Below are 17,429 nucleotides of genomic sequence, written 5' to 3'. Positions count from 1 at the left end.
CGACTATAGGTCGGGATTCCTTATTTTATAAAAAGAAAAGAGCCGCGTTTGCGGCTCTTTTTATAGGCATTAGTTATAATTAACTTCTTGCTTGTGTTCCATCATTTCGTCAAATTCTTCTTTAGAACCAACGATAATGCTATCGTACTTTCGCATACCTGTACCTGCAGGAATTCTATGTCCTACAATTACATTTTCTTTCAATCCTTCAAGCTTATCGATTTTACCGCTTACGGCAGCTTCGTTCAATACTTTGGTAGTTTCCTGGAAGGAAGCCGCAGAGATAAACGATTTTGTTTGTAGCGATGCACGAGTAATACCCTGAAGAACCGGTGTAGCGGTTGCCGCAGTTACGTCTCTTGCAGTTGCAAGGTTTTTATCTTCACGTCTTAACACTGAGTTCTCATCTCTAAGTTCTCTTGGTGAAACGATTTGTCCTGGTCTTAAATTCTCTGAATCTCCAGCATCTTCAACCACTTTCATTCCGAAGACTTTATCGTTCTCCTCAATGAAATCTGATTTATGAACAAGTTGGTTTTCTAAGAAAATAGTATCTCCCGGATCCTGAATTCTAACCTTACGCATCATTTGTCTTACAACAACCTCAAAGTGCTTATCATTAATTTTCACACCCTGTAGTCGGTAAACTTCCTGAACTTCGTTAACAAGATATTGTTGTACAGCGTTTGGTCCTTTGATATTAAGAATATCTTCTGGAGTAACAGAACCATCAGAAAGTGGCATACCTGCACGAACATAATCGTTTTCCTGAACAAGAATCTGGTTAGATAACTTCACTAAGTATTTCTTAACCTCTCCTAATTTAGACTCTACGATAATCTCGCGGTTACCTCTTTTGATTTTTCCGAAGGAAACAACACCATCAATTTCACTAACAACTGCTGGGTTAGATGGGTTACGAGCCTCAAACAACTCGGTTACCCTTGGAAGACCACCGGTAATATCCCCTGCTTTAGAAGATTTACGCGGAATCTTAACCAAAATCTTACCAACACTTATCTTTTCTTCATTGTCTACCATAAGGTGGGCACCAACCGGAAGGTTATAAGAACGAATTACTTCATCCTTTTTACCTAAAATATGTAAAGTTGGAATAAGCTTTTTGTTACGAGATTCAGAAATTACTTTTTCCTGGAATCCTGTTTGCTCATCTATCTCTACCTGGTAAGTTACACCCTGCTCAACGTTTTCATATTTAATTTTACCGGCAAATTCTGAAATAATAACCCCGTTATAAGGATCCCACTGGCAAACTACATCACCCTTAGAAACTTCAGCACCGTTATCTATAAAGATTTGAGAACCATAAGGAATGTTATTATTACTCAATACCACCCCGGTTTTCTTATCTTTTACTTTAAGCTCGGCAGTTCTTGAAATCACAATTTCAGACTGGCTACCATCTGGAGCTTCTCCTTTTACAACTTTAAGGTCTTCAATTTCGGCAATACCGTCAAATTTAACCTCTAGTTTATTATCTTCTGAAATGTTACCTGCAATACCTCCCACGTGGAATGTACGCAGTGTTAACTGTGTACCTGGCTCTCCAATAGATTGAGCAGCAACAACACCTACAGCTTCACCTCTTTGTACCAGTTTATTGGTAGAAAGGTTTCTTCCGTAACATTTTACACAAATTCCTTTTTTAGCTTCACAGGTTAATGGAGATCTTACTTCTACGCTTTCTATTGGAGCGTTTTCAATTTTTGTAACAATTTCTGAAGTAATTTCTTCGCCTGAAGCTACTAAAAGTTCATTATTAGAAGGATTAAGAACATCGTGAAGAGAAATACGTCCTAAAATACGTTCTCCAAGAGATTCTACAATTTCTTCATTCTTTTTAAGTGGTCTAACTTCTACTCCTCTTAAAGTTCCGCAGTCTTCTTCATTTACAATAACATCTTGCGAAACATCTACCAATCTACGGGTTAAGTAACCAGCATCGGCAGTTTTAAGTGCGGTATCGGCAAGTCCTTTACGTGCACCGTGAGTAGAGATAAAGTATTCAAGAATTGAAAGTCCTTCTTTAAAGTTAGAAAGAATTGGGTTTTCAATAATTTCACCTCCACCAGAGTTAGATTTCTTAGGCTTGGCCATAAGACCACGCATACCGGTTAACTGACGAATCTGTTCTTTAGATCCACGAGCACCAGAATCAAGCATCATAAACACAGAGTTGAAACCTTGCTTATCTTCACGAATACGTTTCATAGCCAATTCGGTTAGACCGGCATTGGTAGAAGTCCAGATATCAATTACCTGGTTGTAACGTTCGTTATTAGTAATAAGACCCATATTATAGTTTCCTACAATACCTTCAACCTGCTCGTTAGCTTCATCAATCATAGTTTGCTTCTCTTCAGGGATAATAATATCACCTAAACTGAAGGAAAGTCCACCACGGAAAGCGTATCCATAACCCATTTCCTTAATAGCATCAAGGAATTCACCTGTAGCAGGAACACTGGTTTTTGCCAATACATCACCAATAATATCCCTAAGGTTTTTCTTGGTTAATACTGTATTCACATATCCAACTTCTTCTGGTACAGCCTGGTTAAACAATACCCTACCAACTGTAGTTTCTATAATTTGGTAAGTTAACTCACCTACTTCATTAAAATCTTTAGCACGAATCTTGATTTCGGCATTAAGATCTACTCTCTTCTGGTTATAAGCGATTACCACTTCTTCATCAGAATAGAAGGTAAGTCCTTCTCCCTTAACCTTAACCTCGTCTGTAGATTTTCTAGACTTGGTCATATAATAAAGACCAAGAATCATATCCTGAGATGGTACTGTAATAGGTGAACCGTTTGCAGGGTTAAGGATATTATGAGAAGCAAGCATTAATAACTGAGCTTCTAAAATAGCCTCTGGCCCAAGCGGTAAGTGAACCGCCATCTGGTCACCATCAAAATCGGCGTTAAATGCCGTACAGGCTAATGGGTGTAATTGTATCGCTTTCCCTTCAATAAGTTTTGGCTGGAATGCCTGTATACCTAAACGGTGAAGCGTAGGAGCACGGTTAAGCAATACAGGGTGTCCTTTAAGAACATTCTCCAGGATATCCCATACTACCGGCTCTTTCTTATCTATTATTTTCTTGGCAGATTTTACTGTTTTTACAATTCCTCTTTCAATTAGTTTTCTAATTACAAAAGGTTTGTAAAGTTCAGCTGCCATGTTCTTTGGAAGACCACATTCGTGCATCTTCAACTCAGGTCCTACAACAATTACCGAACGTGCTGAATAATCTACACGTTTACCAAGTAAGTTTTGACGGAAACGTCCCTGCTTACCTTTAAGAGAATCTGAAAGCGATTTTAACGGACGGTTAGAGTCTGTTTTTACCGCTGAAGATTTTCTTGTGTTATCAAACAATGAATCTACAGATTCCTGAAGCATACGTTTTTCGTTACGTAAAATCACTTCAGGAGCTTTGATCTCCATTAATCTTTTTAGACGGTTGTTACGAATAATAACTCTTCTATAAAGATCATTTAAATCTGAAGTCGCGAAACGCCCACCATCAAGAGGTACAAGAGGTCGTAATTCTGGTGGAATTACAGGAACCACTTTCATAATCATCCATTCTGGAAGATTCTCGCGATTATTATTGGCATCACGGAAAGCTTCTACAACCTGAAGACGTTTAAGCGCTTCGGTTTTACGTTGTTTTGAAGTTTCGTTATTTGCCTTGTGTCTTAACTCGTAAGAAAGTTCGTTAAGATCTATTCTTCTTAGTATTTCAATAAGACATTCGGCTCCCATTTTAGCGATAAACTTATTTGGGTCGCTGTCTTCTAAATACATATTTTCTTGCGGAAGGCTATCTAAAACGTTTAGATATTCTTCTTCAGTAAGGAAATCCATTTTCTTTAATGGTTCACCTTCTTCGTTTTTAGCAATACCGGCTTGAATTACTACGTAACGCTCGTAGTAAATGATCATATCTAATTTCTTAGATGGAAGACCAAGCAAGTATCCAATTTTATTAGGTAAAGAACGGAAATACCAGATATGTGCTACAGGAACTACCAAATTAATGTGCCCAACACGGTCTCTACGTACTTGTTTTTCGGTTACTTCTACCCCACAACGGTCACAAACAATTCCTTTGTAACGTATTCTTTTATATTTACCGCAGGCACATTCGTAATCCTTTACAGGACCAAAAATACGCTCACAAAACAAACCGTCACGTTCGGGTTTGTGCGTACGATAATTGATAGTTTCCGGTTTTAGAACTTCACCACGAGATTCTGCGAGGATAGATTCCGGGGAAGCCAAACCGATAGAGATTTTATCAAATCTCTTTACTGTATTCTTATCATTATTTCTAGCCATAATAACTCTGCTGCTATAATTATTGTGAAAAATCTGTTTTTGGGGCGCCGTAACGCCCCTTTAAAACAGTATTTTATTCTTCTAATTTAATATCCAAACCAAGACCTTTCAATTCGTGCATAAGTACGTTGAAAGATTCCGGCAGGCCGGGTTCTGGCATAGGCTCTCCTTTTACGATAGACTCGTAAGTTTTAGCCCTTCCTATCACATCATCTGACTTCACTGTTAAGATTTCACGCAGGGTGCTTGATGCTCCATAAGCCTCAAGTGCCCAAACCTCCATCTCACCAAAACGCTGACCACCAAATTGTGCTTTACCACCAAGTGGTTGCTGAGTAATAAGCGAGTATGGTCCAATAGATCTGGCGTGCATCTTATCTTCAATCATATGTCCTAATTTCAACATATAGATTACCCCTACTGTTGCAGGTTGGTCAAAACGATCTCCTGTTCCACCGTCATAAAGATAGGTATGCCCGTATCTTGGAATTCCAGCTTCATCAGTAAGCTCATTAATCTGGTCTATGGTAGCTCCATCAAAAATTGGAGTTGCATATTTATTACCAAGCTTTTGTCCTGCCCATCCAAGTACAGTTTCGTAGATCTGACCAATGTTCATACGTGAAGGTACCCCAAGTGGGTTCAACACAATATCAACCGGTGTACCATCATCAAGGAATGGCATATCTTCCTGGCGAACTATTCTTGCAACAATACCTTTGTTACCGTGACGTCCCGCCATTTTATCACCTACTTTTAGTTTACGCTTTTTAGCGATGTAAACCTTAGCAAGTTTAAGGATACCAGAAGGAAGTTCATCTCCAACAGAGATGGTAAACTTCTCTCTTCTCAAGTTACCCTGAAGATCGTTTTCCTTAATCTTATAGTTATGAATAAGATCTGCTACCAAAGTGTTTAAGTGATCATCTGTAGTCCAGGTACCGTGAGTTAAGTGAGTATAATCGTCTACTGCATTAAGCATTTTCAACGTATACTTCTTACCTTTTGGCATTACCTCTTCTCCAAGATCATTTTGAACTCCCTGAGCAGTTTTTCCGCCTATAATAGCGAATAACTTATCTACAAGTTCAGCTTTTAAATTGGCGAATTTAGCGTCGTACTTTTTCTCAAGCGCGGCAACATCTTCTTTATCCTGAGCTCTTTTACGTTTATCTTTAATAGCACGGGCAAAGAGTTTCTTCTCTATTACCACACCATTTAAAGAAGGAGAAGCTTTAAGCGATGCATCTTTTACATCACCGGCCTTGTCTCCAAAGATAGCACGAAGTAATTTTTCTTCTGGTGTTGGATCGCTTTCTCCTTTTGGAGTAATCTTACCAATAAGAATATCGCCAGGTTTAACCTCTGCACCAATTCTAATCATTCCGTGTTCATCAAGGTCTTTAGTAGCCTCTTCTGAAACGTTAGGAATATCGTTGGTTAATTCTTCGTTACCTAATTTTGTATCACGAACTTCGAGTGAGTATTCATCAATATGGATAGAAGTAAAGATATCTTCTCTAACCACTTTTTCTGAAATTACAATCGCATCCTCAAAGTTGTAACCTTTCCAGGGCATAAAGGCAACCTTCATATTTCTACCTAAAGCAAGTTCCCCGGCTTCTGTAGCGTAACCCTGACATAAAACCTGACCTTTAGTTACTCTATCTCCTACCCTAACGATTGGCTTGAGGTTAATAGAAGAACCCTGGTTGGTTTTACGGAACTTAATAAGATCATAAGACTTTGAATCGCTATCAAAGCTTACCATACGTTCTTCTTCAGTTCTATCGTACTTTATAATAATTTTCTTAGCGTCTACATATTCTACTTCACCTTCTCCTTCAGCATTAATCAATACACGAGAATCTGTAGCTACCTGGCGTTCCAATCCGGTTCCAACAATTGGAGAATCGGCTTGCAATAATGGTAATGCCTGGCGCATCATATTAGATCCCATCAACGCACGGTTCGCATCATCATGTTCCAGGAACGGAATTAACGAAGCCGAAATAGATGAAATCTGGTTTGGTGCAACATCGGTATAATGAACCTCTTTTGGGTCTACTACCGGGAAGTCACCTTCCATACGAGCAATTACTCTTTCAGAATCTATAGTTCCATCTTCTTTAAGTGGAATGTTAGCCTGGGCAATTTTCTTGTCCTCTTCCTCTTCTGCACTTAAATAAATAGGTTCTTCTGAAAAATCTAATTTTCCATTTTCAACTTTACGGTATGGCGTTTCAATGAAGCCCATTCCGTTCACTTTAGCATAAACTGAAAGTGAAGAAATAAGTCCAATGTTTGGACCTTCAGGAGTTTCAATTGGGCAAAGTCTTCCGTAGTGAGTATAGTGAACATCACGTACCTCAAACCCTGCTCTTTCTCTAGATAAACCACCTGGCCCTAATGCTGAAAGTCTACGCTTGTGCGTAATTTCGGCAAGCGGGTTGGTTTGATCCATAAACTGAGACAACTGGTTGGTACCAAAGAAAGAGTTAATCACAGAAGATAATGTCTTCGCATTAATCAAATCTATTGGGGTAAACACCTCGTTGTCACGAACGTTCATTCTTTCACGAATGGTACGTGCCATACGAGCAAGACCAACTCCAAACTGTTGAGATAATTGCTCACCTACAGTTCTAACACGACGGTTAGATAAGTGGTCAATATCATCAATCTCAGCTTTAGAATTAATAAGCTCGATTAAGTATTTAATTATGGTAATAATGTCTTCTTTGGTAAGCACTTGCTTATCCATAGCAACATCAAGACCTAATTTTTTGTTCATTCTATATCGACCAACTTCTCCAAGGCTGTAACGCTGATCTGAGAAGAATAATTTATCGATAATACCACGAGCAGTTTCCTCATCTGGCGGTTCTGCATTACGTAATTGACGATAAATATGTTCTACCGCTTCTTTTTCAGAGTTGGTAGGGTCTTTTTGTAATGTATTATGAATAATAGCATAATCTCCGGTAGAATTATCTTCTTTATGAAGAAGAATAGTTTTACTTCCGGTTTCAAGAATTTCTTCTATATGCTCTTTTTCAAGTTCTGTATCACGATCTAAAACGATCTCATTACGTTCTATTGAAACTACCTCTCCTGTATCTTCATCTACAAAATCTTCATACCAGGTATTCAATACACGGGCCGCAAGTTTACGACCTAATACTTTTTTAAGTCCTGTTTTTGAAACTTTCACCTCTTCTGCAAGGTCAAAGATTTCTAAAATATCTTTATCGCGCTCAAAACCTATGGCACGGAAAAGTGTGGTAACAGGTAATTTTTTCTTTCTATCGATATATGCGTACATAACGCTGTTAATATCGGTAGCAAATTCTATCCATGAACCTTTAAAAGGAATTACACGGGCAGAATAAAGTTTTGTTCCATTTGCGTGGAACGATTGTCCAAAGAAAACTCCTGGTGAACGGTGAAGCTGAGAAACTACCACACGTTCTGCCCCGTTGATACAAAAAGTACCACTTGGAGTCATATAAGGTATAGTTCCTAAGTAAACGTCCTGTACGATGGTTTCAAAATCTTCGTGTTCAGGGTCGGTACAATATAGTTTTAATCTTGCTTTAAGAGGCACACTATATGTTAAACCACGCTCTATACACTCCTGAATGGAATATCTTGGCGGGTCCACAAAATAATCTAAAAATTCTAGTACAAATTGGTTACGGGTGTCCGTAATTGGGAAGTTTTCCAGGAAGGTATTATAGAGACCTTCATTTCCCCGCTCTTCTGATTTGGTTTCTAGTTGAAAGAAATCCTGAAAAGACTTGATCTGGATATCCAGGAAGTCCGGGTAATCAGGTCTGTTCTTTACAGAAGAGAAACTCACTCTTTCAGTTTGCTTTGCTAACATCAATGGACGGATTATAATTTATAAAAAAACGGGCGCGCAAGGAGTTAATCCCCTATATACGCAAAAGGGTTTAGACCTTCAGGAACGAATTCCTGAGGTCTAAACCTAAATAATATTGCTGCTGGCAAGCTTATTTAAGCTCAACCTCAGCTCCTGCTTCTTCTAGCTGTGCTTTAAGTGCTTCTGCTTCGTCTTTAGCTACTCCTTCTTTAACTGGAGCTGGTGCGCCATCTACTAATGCTTTAGCATCTTTAAGACCAAGACCTGTAAGTTCTTTTACAAGTTTTACAACTGCTAGTTTAGACCCACCTGGAGCCTTAAGAATTACATCAAATTCAGATTGCTCTTCAGCTTCTTCACCACCACCAGCAGCACCGCCACCAGCAACAGCTACTGCAGCAGCTGCAGGCTCTATACCATATTCTTCTTTTAAAATATCAGCTAACTCGTTTACTTCTTTTACGGTTAAGTTAACCAATTGTTCTGCGAATTCTTTTAAATCTGCCATTTTCTATCGTTTTTAAAAAGTTCTTTAATTTATATTTGTTAAAAAGTGCGTACTAATTTATCCTTCCTTTTCTGAAAGTGTCTTAAGGATTCCAGAGATTTTACCGCCACCAGACTTAAGTGCTGAAATAACATTCTTAGCAGGTGATTGTAATAGTCCAACGATATCTCCAATAACCTCTTCTTTAGACTTGATATTTACAAGTGCGTCAAGGTATTCGTCTCCTACATAAACAGCTTCTTCAACAAAAGCTCCTTTAAGAAGTGGTTTTTCGTTTTTCTTTCTGAATTCTTTAATTACTTTGGCCGGCGCATTACCGGTTTCAGAAAACATTATGGAAGTGTTGCCTTTTAATACTGAAGGAAGGTCTCCAAATTCTTTATCTGAAGCTTCCATCGCTTTAGCAAGCAACGTATTTTTAACTACAGCCAGCTTTACGTTAGCTTTAAAACAAGCTCTACGCAAGTTTGAAGTTGTTCCGGCATCAAGGCCAGATATATCTGCTAAATAAACCACAGAATTATCTGTTAACTGGGCAGTTAAATCTTCAATTACTATTGATTTTTCTTCTCTTGTCATAATCTATACTATTATTGCTCAGTGAACCTTTTAGTATCAACTTGAACGCTCGGGCTCATTGTAGAAGACATGTGTATACTCTTAATATACACACCCTTAGATGCCTGAGGTTTCAACTTCACTAAAGTAGTTAATAATTCTCTCGCGTTTCCAGCAATTTTTTCAGCTTCAAAAGATGCTTTTCCAATTCCAGCGTGAACAATACCGGTTTTATCAACTTTAAAGTCAATTTTACCCGCTTTAACATCAGATACTGCTTTTGCAACATCCATAGTTACTGTTCCTGTTTTTGGGTTTGGCATTAATCCTCTTGGTCCAAGTACTCGTCCCAAAGGTCCTAATTTACCCATTACGCTAGGCATAGTGATAATTACATCAACATCTGTCCATCCACCTTTTATTTTGTCAAGATATTCATCAAGACCAACATAATCGGCTCCGGCTTCTTTAGCCTCTTCTTCCTTATCTGGAGTAACTAACGCAAGTACTTTTACATCTTTACCTGTACCGTGTGGAAGGGTTACAACACCTCTTACCATTTGGTTGGCCTTTCTTGGATCTACATTCAAACGAACCGCTAAATCCACAGATGCATCGAAGTTTTCGTTAGCAACTTCTTTAATTAAAGCTGAAGCTTCTGCCACCGAGTAAGCTTTATTGCTCTCGATCTTAGATTGGGCTTCCTTTTGCTTTTTAGTTAATTTTGCCATTTTTAATTTCTTTTTGGATTAAAACGGTGCATCACCTTTTACAGTTATTCCCATTGAACGAGCTGTTCCAGCAACCATTTTCATTGCAGATTCTACGGTGAAGGCATTTAAATCCTGCATCTTATCTTCTGCAATAGTTCTAACCTGATCCCAAGAAACACTTGCTATTTTCTTTCTGTTTGGTTCTCCTGAACCTTTTTTGTTCTTAGATGCTTCCAACAATTGTACTGCAGCTGGAGGAGTTTTAATCACAAAGTCAAAAGACTTATCTGAATAAACCGTAATCGCAACCGGCAATACTTTACCTTGTTTATCCTGGGTTCTACCATTGAATTGCTTACAGAATTCCATGATATTTACCCCGGCAGCACCCAAAGCAGGTCCAACTGGTGGTGATGGGTTAGCAGCACCTCCGCGAACTTGTAGTTTTACAACTTTACTTACTTCTTTTGCCATTTTCTTAATTTTTAAGGTGATAGTTTGTTAGAGTGGAAGCTTTAAAAAACCATCAAAAAATATGTAACTAAAATCTTTATACTTTTTCTACTTGCATATAGCTTAATTCCAATGGTGTTTTTCTTCCGAAAATCTTAACCATTACCTCAAGCTTACGCTTTTCTTCATTTATCTTTTCTACTGTACCATTAAAGCCATTAAACGGTCCGTCTATAACTTTTATGGTTTCTCCAATAGTAAAAGGTATTGCTACGTTATCAGTTTTTACTGAAAGTTCATCTACTTTACCAAGCATTCTATTAACTTCAGATTTTCTAAGCGGCACAGGATCTCCTCCTTTTGTTTCGCCTAAAAATCCAATAACGCCATTAATATTTTTAATCACGTGAGGCATTTCACCTTCAAGACTAGCCTGAATCATTACATACCCAGGAAAATAAACACGTTCTTTGTTTACTTTCTTACCATTTCTAATTTGGATAACTTTTTCGGTAGGAACTAAAACCTGATCCAGATAATCTTCCATCCCAAGATGGTTAACCTCTTTCTCAATATAGTCTTTAACCTTGTTTTCCTGACCGCTAACGGCACGAACCACATACCACTTTTTTTCCTTTCCTTCTGCCATCCTACTATCTTTAAGATTTAATCCATTTGAAATATTCTTCGATAGCCGAACTAAATACGGTATCTACACCCCAAATAGCCAGTGAAAAAATAATAGAAAAAACGGCTACAAGGATGGTTAGCCTCTGTGCTTCGGGCCAGCTTGTCCAGGTAACGTGGTTTTTTAATTCGTTATAAGATTCTGATATATAATTGCCAATTCCTGCCATGTGATTCTTAAGGTATTTGCACGGGTTGAGAGGCTCGAACTCCCGACACCTGGTTTTGGAGACCAGTGCTCTACCAACTGAGCTAAACCCGTAAATATAATATAAATGAAGGTTTCCCGCCCGAGCGGGAAACCTTTTTATATTTAAACTGTAATTAGTCTAAAATTTCAGTAACCTGTCCAGCACCTACAGTTCTACCACCTTCACGGATAGCGAAACGTAGACCAACATTCATTGCAATAGTCTGGATAAGCTCTACAGTAATCGTAAGGTTATCACCAGGCATTACCATTTCAACTCCATCAGGAAGGTTAATTGTTCCTGTTACATCAGTTGTACGTACGTAGAACTGAGGACGGTAGTTGTTGTGGAATGGAGTGTGACGTCCACCTTCTTCTTTTTTAAGGATATAAACCTCTGCTTTAAACTTAGCGTGAGGAGTTACAGATCCAGGCTTGGTAATTACCATACCTCTTGAGATCTGAGACTTTTCAATACCTCTTAATAAGATACCAACGTTATCTCCAGCTTCACCTCTATCAAGGATCTTACGGAACATCTCAACACCAGTAATAGTAGAAGTAAGTTTTTCAGCTCCCATACCAATAATCTCTACAGGATCTCCAGTGTTTGCAACACCAGTCTCAATACGACCAGTTGCAACAGTACCACGACCTGTAATAGAGAATACATCTTCAATAGGCATCAAGAAAGGCTTATCTACATCACGCTCTGGTAATTCAATCCAGCTATCTACAGCTTCCATTAAATCAAGAACGGTTTTAGACCACTTCTCATCACCTTCAAGAGCTCCAAGTGCAGAACCTGAAATTACAGGACCGTTATCACCATCATACTCATAGAAAGAAAGAAGATCTCTAACTTCCATTTCTACTAATTCTAAAAGCTCCTCATCATCAACAAGGTCAACTTTATTTAAGAATACAACAATTCTTGGAATACCCACCTGGCGTCCAAGAAGGATGTGCTCACGAGTTTGTGGCATAGGCCCATCAGTTGCAGCAACTACAAGAATTGCACCGTCCATTTGAGCAGCACCAGTAACCATGTTCTTTACATAATCGGCGTGACCAGGACAGTCAACGTGTGCGTAGTGACGGTTAGCAGTTTGATACTCTACGTGAGAAGAGTTAATTGTAATACCTCTTTCTTTTTCTTCAGGAGCATTATCAATTTGATCAAAAGCACTAGCTTCTGAATATCCAGCATCAGCCATTACTTTAGTAATCGCTGCTGTTAAAGTCGTTTTTCCGTGATCTACGTGTCCAATTGTACCTATGTTAAGGTGCGGTTTGGAACGATCATAAGTTTCCTTTGCCATAATTAATACTTATTTAATCTTAGTTATATATTAGTGTTCAATTTAATACAATCTAGAGCCAACGACGAGAATTGAACTCGTGACCTCTTCCTTACCAAGGAAACGCTCTACCCCTGAGCTACGTCGGCAAGCCGAAAGTCTCCACTTTCAAGGTTCACCGGTTCAAACAAGAATAACCATAAACCAATACTGGTTTACGGATGTTTAACTTTACTTAAACCGGAAAAATAAATTTAGAAAACAAGAATATACTTTCCTGTTTTCTAATTAAGAGCGGGAGACCGGGTTCGAACCGGCGACATTCAGCTTGGAAGGCTGACGCTCTACCAACTGAGCTACTCCCGCATTATCGATTCAGGGCTTATAAATTTAAAGTTCCCGGATTTTCACATCCCTGAATCTGGAACTTTAAACAATTCTTGTGGGGAGAGCAGGATTCGAACCTGCGAAGTCGAAAGACAGCAGATTTACAGTCTGCCCTCGTTGGCCGCTTGAGTATCTCCCCAAATTTATTTTTCCACTATTTCATAGAACCGTAGCCGGCTTGCCAGCTAAGCTTTATGACGGTTTGTTTTTTAACGGCTGCAAATAAACATAATTTTACAGCACCGTCCAAAGCATTTTTTAAAATTTTTCGATATTTTTCTTACTCATTTAATCTCCAGGAGATTAAACTAAAAATACTTTATTTCAAAATTTCAAGAGCCGATGGAGGGACTCGAACCCACGACCTGCTGATTACAAATCAGCTGCTCTAGCCAGCTGAGCTACATCGGCCTTTACGCTACTTTTTCAGCATAAAAAAGTCCGCTATTTCTAACGGACTGCAAATGTATACAAATTATTCCTTTCACAAAACAATTCTGCAAAAAAAATATTTAAACGTGAGCACTTAATTTTTCCTTGCGTTTAATTAACTGCCTTTGTAGTGATGAAGCACATTCATCTACGCATTCTTCAAATTTCTTACAGGTTTTTTTTACCATAATATCTCCGCCGGGGATACTTAATAAAACCTCGGTAATCTTATTATCCTTTCCACTTGTATTCTGAACTTTTAAAAAGACATCAGCATAGATAATTTTATCGTAATAATTTTCAAGCCTATCCAATTTGCGTTGGATGAAATCAATTAATTTTTGATCGGCGTTGAAGTTAACAGACTGCACATTTACTTTCATCTTCGGTAGAATTTAATTAAACATTATTTTAATTGGTCTTTTTGTTCCTGGGATGCGCCATTTGATGAACTTTACTAAGTTCTGAAATACTATTATGGGTATATACCTGCGTAGCAGCAAGACTGGAATGCCCAAGTAATTCTTTAACCGCGTTTAGGTTGGCGCCCTGGTTCAATAAATGTGTAGCAAATGAGTGCCGCAGAATATGCGGACTCCTTTTTATTTTGCCAGACACCTTACTAAAATAATTATTAATAATTCTATACACAAGGCTTTCGTATAATTTTATACCTTTTTGAGTTACAAATAAATAGGATGGCTCCTGCCCTTTCACCAAATCTGATCGTTTACTTATATAATTTTCTAAATTAGAAATCACGCCAGGCAATAATGGTATAATTCTTTCCTTCTGTCTTTTACCAAGCACTTTAACGTACTTTCCACTCAAATCTACATCCTGAAGTTTAATTTCAATTAGCTCAATACGCCTCATTCCCGTAGTATAAAAAAGCTCTACAATTAACCGGTCCCGCAAACCTTCAAAATCTGAAATATCAATTTGTTCCAAAACCTGGCTTATTTCAGCTTCAGAAAATGGAACCTGAATTTTAGAAGCAGTTTTTAAAGCTTTATGTTTTGCGAGGGGAGAAAATTCTATATCGCCGGTTTTTTGAAGAAAGCGGTAGTAAGCTTTTAAAGAAGAAATCTTTCGGTTAATACTTCTATTAGATACACCCTGATCTACCAATGAAACAATCCAGTTTCTAATTTGGGAATAATGAACATTTCTAAGATCTTTTTCTTCAAACTCAAATAAAATAAATTCTGAAAAAGATTCTAAATCGGTTTTATAGGCGGTTAGTGTATTGGGAGAGTATTTTTTCTCCAACTGCAGGTAATCTAAAAACTGGGAAAAGGGCATAAAAAAACTGTTGATAGACAAAGTTAGCAAACTTTAATCTATCAACAGTTATATTTGTTTTTCCGAATAGCTTCGGAAAAATTCGATTATATCTTTTTACTAGATATCTTCCTGATCTCTCAAATGCTGAATGTACTCGGCTTTTTGAACCTGAGCTCTCTTCGCAACAGAAGGTTTCGTGAAATGCTGGCGGCTTCTCAGCTGGCGCATTGTTCCGGTTTTATCGAATTTTCTCTTAAAACGCTTCAGCGCTCTATCAATATTTTCTCCGTCTTTTACTGGTATTATTAACATAGTGTCATCACCCCCTTTCTTTAGAAATAGGCTGCAAAGATAATTTAAATCTAAGAACCCACAACCAATATTTTAATTATTTTCAATGCTATTTCGCAGCTGGTTTGTATTCTTTTTTATCGATCACCATTTTAGCGATAAAAGTAGAATTTTCGCAAAAATGTTAATCTAAAAGATTACTTCGCCGCTGGCTTGTATTCTTTTTTATCGATCACCATTTTAGCGATAATCTCTCTAAGAATTTCTGAAGTTCCACCACCAATTGGGCCTAGACGGCTATCTCTAAACATTCTTGCCAATGGATAATCTTCCATATACCCATAACCTCCCAACATCTGCAAACAATCGTAAATAACCTTATCGGCCATTTTTGTTGAAAGTAATTTAGACATACTGGCCTCTTTCACCACATATTGCCCGTCATTAAGGCGTTTCGCAATAGAATAATTGAATTCCTTATTCATTTCTACTTCGCTGGCCATATCGGCTACCGAATGTCTCAAAGCCTGGAATTTATCTATGGTTCTGCCAAATGCTTCTCTTTCGGCCATGTAGCCTAATGTATAATCCAGGGCATATTCAGCACGAGCGTGGGCGTTAATTCCCATAATTAAACGCTCTAAAGCAAAATGCTGCATAATATAAGAGAAACCTTTTCCTTCTTCACCCATTAGATTTTCAGCAGGAATCTCAACATCGTCAAAAGCAATTTCTGCAGTATCTGAAGCTCTCCAACCCAGTTTATCTAATTTTGAAGCAGAAATTCCGGGAGTTTCCCTATCTACAATAAAAATACTCATCCCTTTATTTCCCTTATCCGGATCGGTCTTGGCGGCAACTACTAAATAATCTGAATAAACTCCGTTGGTAATAAAGGTTTTGGAACCGTTTAAAATATATTTATCGCCTTTTTTAATTGCGGTACTTCGCATTCCGGCAACATCAGAGCCACCAAAAGGCTCGGTAATACATAGACAACCTATTTTATCTCCTTCAATACTTGGGGTAAGATATTTTTTCTTAATTGCATCGTCACCTTCTTTATTTACGTGCGTCATTGCCAAATAAGCGTGGGCCCACATAGCAGCAGCAAAGCCACCGCTATTAATCTTTTGAAGTTCTTCCAGGAAGATCACGGTATAGAAAATATCAAGATTCATCCCGCCATATTCCTCGGGCTGGTTAAGGCCAAAGTAGCCCATTTCACCAAACTTCTTCCAGATAAAGCTTTCTATTGTTCCTGTCTTCTCCCATTTATCAATATGAGGCACCACTTCTTTCTGTAAAAAGTCCTGAAAACTTTTTCTAAAAAGTTCGTGTTCCTCTGTAAAATACAATGTATTCATGCTATTTTCTTTTTTCTTTTATTTAGAAAGGAAGCAAACTTCCGGGCCACTAAAATAAAATCAATTTTTATTATAGTAATTAATCCACGGATAAATATTTAAGAATGCTAAAATTCCGAATATCCAATTTAAGCTCAAATATAATTGAATTCTATCGATTTTATCTGAAGGAAAACTTTCTATTTTTGATAATTCTTCAAAAGAACTAATTTCTTCGTGTAGTTGGCGGTAATCTATAATCTCCCTCGCAAGCTCATATTTAATATACGGAACATCTACCAGGTCTAGAACTTTCGCTTTATTAATATTTATTAAGCTGAAATCTTCATCTTTAAAAACCTTAAATTGCTGCTGCAACTTTTCCCGCGTTTCATAATTTAAACCATAAATATCATTTAACTGAATCTCGCTCCTAAAACCACCAATTTTATTTCTATAATTTATAATCCTATTGGCCAGCACCTCCCCTATTCCATTTATCTTTTGTAAATCTTCTTATTTTGCTGTATTTAAATCTGAAACTTTTACAGAAGGGATATTTCTATTGTTCTCTTTTTTCTTTTCGGCTTCAGTAACCCAATTTGGGAATTTAAAATACGGAGAAATTGTAGCAAGTAAAGAATCTGAAACACCCGTAACTTTTTGAAAATCTTTTGCAGAATTAATCCATTTATTTTCTTCTCTAAATTGATGAAGTTTATTAATTTCTTCAACACTCATTCCTAAAGTGTAGCCTTTAAAATCTGTAATGTAATTAGGGTTAAAAGGAAATATCTTAATTGTATCTGCCTCTGCCCTGGCTAATTTTATAGAATCTATTTGAGCCTGGAAAGCTTCAATTTCTTCCCGGGATAAAGCTTCTGAATCACTTTCCGAAGAAAAATCAGCAAAAAAATAAATCGCCTGAAAAAGAATTATAATTATTACCAAAAGAAAAATCCCATTTTGTTGGCTCCTGTTGAACACAAAATGGGATTTTATCAATTTCATAATTTTAC

General features: G+C 37.6%; 15 protein-coding genes and 5 tRNA genes. All 20 read right to left on the bottom strand.

Annotated elements, in window-relative coordinates; all coding sequences use genetic code 11:
- Positions 1 to 69: 69 nt before the first annotated feature.
- On the bottom strand, positions 70 to 4,371 hold the full coding sequence (gene rpoC / locus AO058_RS08260; protein ID WP_075326003.1) for a DNA-directed RNA polymerase subunit beta': 4,302 nt from the start codon (positions 4,369 to 4,371) through the stop codon (positions 70 to 72).
- Positions 4,372 to 4,444: 73 nt separating this feature from the next.
- Positions 4,445 to 8,257, bottom strand: a complete 3,813-nt coding sequence (rpoB, locus tag AO058_RS08255; RefSeq protein ID WP_075326002.1) for a DNA-directed RNA polymerase subunit beta — start codon at positions 8,255 to 8,257, stop codon at positions 4,445 to 4,447.
- A 130-nt stretch (positions 8,258 to 8,387) separates the two neighbouring features.
- Positions 8,388 to 8,765, bottom strand: coding sequence for a 50S ribosomal protein L7/L12 (gene rplL / locus AO058_RS08250; protein ID WP_075326001.1), 378 nt, complete (start codon positions 8,763 to 8,765; stop codon positions 8,388 to 8,390).
- A 57-nt stretch (positions 8,766 to 8,822) separates the two neighbouring features.
- Positions 8,823 to 9,344 (bottom strand): 50S ribosomal protein L10, encoded by a 522-nt coding sequence (gene rplJ, locus AO058_RS08245; protein ID WP_075326000.1) that lies wholly within the window; start codon positions 9,342 to 9,344, stop codon positions 8,823 to 8,825.
- Positions 9,345 to 9,355: 11 nt separating this feature from the next.
- A complete protein-coding gene (gene rplA, locus AO058_RS08240) occupies positions 9,356 to 10,054 on the bottom strand; it encodes a 50S ribosomal protein L1 (protein ID WP_075325999.1) in 699 nt (232 codons plus the stop codon).
- 18 nt (positions 10,055 to 10,072) lie between these two features.
- Complete coding sequence (gene rplK, locus AO058_RS08235) at positions 10,073 to 10,510, bottom strand: 50S ribosomal protein L11 (protein ID WP_057482053.1); 438 nt, start codon at positions 10,508 to 10,510, stop codon at positions 10,073 to 10,075.
- 76 nt (positions 10,511 to 10,586) lie between these two features.
- Positions 10,587 to 11,138, bottom strand: coding sequence for a transcription termination/antitermination protein NusG (gene nusG, locus AO058_RS08230; protein WP_075325998.1), 552 nt, complete (start codon positions 11,136 to 11,138; stop codon positions 10,587 to 10,589).
- A 10-nt stretch (positions 11,139 to 11,148) separates the two neighbouring features.
- A complete protein-coding gene (gene secE, locus AO058_RS08225) occupies positions 11,149 to 11,346 on the bottom strand; it encodes a preprotein translocase subunit SecE (RefSeq protein WP_075325997.1) in 198 nt (65 codons plus the stop codon).
- 19 nt (positions 11,347 to 11,365) lie between these two features.
- Positions 11,366 to 11,438: transfer RNA gene (locus AO058_RS08220), tRNA-Trp, on the bottom strand.
- A 62-nt stretch (positions 11,439 to 11,500) separates the two neighbouring features.
- A complete protein-coding gene (tuf, locus tag AO058_RS08215; RefSeq protein WP_075325996.1) occupies positions 11,501 to 12,688 on the bottom strand; it encodes an elongation factor Tu in 1,188 nt (395 codons plus the stop codon).
- 56 nt (positions 12,689 to 12,744) lie between these two features.
- A tRNA-Thr gene (locus AO058_RS08210) sits at positions 12,745 to 12,816 on the bottom strand.
- A gap of 144 nt (positions 12,817 to 12,960) precedes the next feature.
- Positions 12,961 to 13,033, bottom strand: a tRNA-Gly gene (locus AO058_RS08205).
- Positions 13,034 to 13,110: 77 nt separating this feature from the next.
- Positions 13,111 to 13,193: transfer RNA gene (locus AO058_RS08200), tRNA-Tyr, on the bottom strand.
- 198 nt (positions 13,194 to 13,391) lie between these two features.
- Positions 13,392 to 13,465, bottom strand: a tRNA-Thr gene (locus AO058_RS08195).
- Positions 13,466 to 13,566: 101 nt separating this feature from the next.
- A complete protein-coding gene (gene hpf, locus AO058_RS08190; RefSeq protein ID WP_075325995.1) occupies positions 13,567 to 13,869 on the bottom strand; it encodes a ribosome hibernation-promoting factor, HPF/YfiA family in 303 nt (100 codons plus the stop codon).
- Between the two features lie 28 nt (positions 13,870 to 13,897).
- On the bottom strand, positions 13,898 to 14,791 hold the full coding sequence (locus AO058_RS08185) for a tyrosine-type recombinase/integrase (RefSeq protein ID WP_075325994.1): 894 nt from the start codon (positions 14,789 to 14,791) through the stop codon (positions 13,898 to 13,900).
- A 99-nt stretch (positions 14,792 to 14,890) separates the two neighbouring features.
- A complete protein-coding gene (rpsU, locus tag AO058_RS08180) occupies positions 14,891 to 15,085 on the bottom strand; it encodes a 30S ribosomal protein S21 (RefSeq protein ID WP_037316435.1) in 195 nt (64 codons plus the stop codon).
- Between the two features lie 176 nt (positions 15,086 to 15,261).
- Positions 15,262 to 16,431 carry an acyl-CoA dehydrogenase family protein gene (locus AO058_RS08175; protein ID WP_075325993.1) on the bottom strand — a complete coding sequence of 390 codons (1,170 nt, stop codon included), beginning with the start codon at positions 16,429 to 16,431 and terminating at the stop codon, positions 15,262 to 15,264.
- A 60-nt stretch (positions 16,432 to 16,491) separates the two neighbouring features.
- The gene (locus AO058_RS18665; protein ID WP_075325992.1) at positions 16,492 to 16,893 is read right to left on the bottom strand and encodes a helix-hairpin-helix domain-containing protein; all 402 of its coding nucleotides are present in this window, start codon (positions 16,891 to 16,893) and stop codon (positions 16,492 to 16,494) included.
- 33 nt (positions 16,894 to 16,926) lie between these two features.
- Positions 16,927 to 17,421 (bottom strand): hypothetical protein, encoded by a 495-nt coding sequence (locus AO058_RS18660; protein ID WP_075325991.1) that lies wholly within the window; start codon positions 17,419 to 17,421, stop codon positions 16,927 to 16,929.
- Between the last annotated feature and the right edge of the window lie 8 nt (positions 17,422 to 17,429).

Origin of the sequence: Salegentibacter sp. T436 (assembly GCF_001932675.1) — a bacterium.
GTDB classification, from domain to species: Bacteria; Bacteroidota; Bacteroidia; order Flavobacteriales; family Flavobacteriaceae; genus Salegentibacter; species Salegentibacter agarivorans.
The sequence above is the reverse complement of the archived record's forward strand: the minus strand, read 5'-3'. Positions and strand labels throughout refer to the sequence as shown.

Coding starts and splice junctions, on each gene's coding strand:
- rpoC (WP_075326003.1), bottom strand. CDS start 4,371: ATGGCTAGAAATAATGATAAGAATACAGTAAAGAGATTTGATAAAATC.
- rpoB (WP_075326002.1), bottom strand. CDS start 8,257: ATGTTAGCAAAGCAAACTGAAAGAGTGAGTTTCTCTTCTGTAAAGAAC.
- rplL (WP_075326001.1), bottom strand. CDS start 8,765: ATGGCAGATTTAAAAGAATTCGCAGAACAATTGGTTAACTTAACCGTA.
- rplJ (WP_075326000.1), bottom strand. CDS start 9,344: ATGACAAGAGAAGAAAAATCAATAGTAATTGAAGATTTAACTGCCCAG.
- rplA (WP_075325999.1), bottom strand. CDS start 10,054: ATGGCAAAATTAACTAAAAAGCAAAAGGAAGCCCAATCTAAGATCGAG.
- rplK (WP_057482053.1), bottom strand. CDS start 10,510: ATGGCAAAAGAAGTAAGTAAAGTTGTAAAACTACAAGTTCGCGGAGGT.
- nusG (WP_075325998.1), bottom strand. CDS start 11,138: ATGGCAGAAGGAAAGGAAAAAAAGTGGTATGTGGTTCGTGCCGTTAGC.
- secE (WP_075325997.1), bottom strand. CDS start 11,346: ATGGCAGGAATTGGCAATTATATATCAGAATCTTATAACGAATTAAAA.
- tuf (WP_075325996.1), bottom strand. CDS start 12,688: ATGGCAAAGGAAACTTATGATCGTTCCAAACCGCACCTTAACATAGGT.
- hpf (WP_075325995.1), bottom strand. CDS start 13,869: ATGAAAGTAAATGTGCAGTCTGTTAACTTCAACGCCGATCAAAAATTA.
- AO058_RS08185 (WP_075325994.1), bottom strand. CDS start 14,791: ATGCCCTTTTCCCAGTTTTTAGATTACCTGCAGTTGGAGAAAAAATAC.
- rpsU (WP_037316435.1), bottom strand. CDS start 15,085: ATGTTAATAATACCAGTAAAAGACGGAGAAAATATTGATAGAGCGCTG.
- AO058_RS08175 (WP_075325993.1), bottom strand. CDS start 16,431: ATGAATACATTGTATTTTACAGAGGAACACGAACTTTTTAGAAAAAGT.
- AO058_RS18660 (WP_075325991.1), bottom strand. CDS start 17,421: ATGAAATTGATAAAATCCCATTTTGTGTTCAACAGGAGCCAACAAAAT.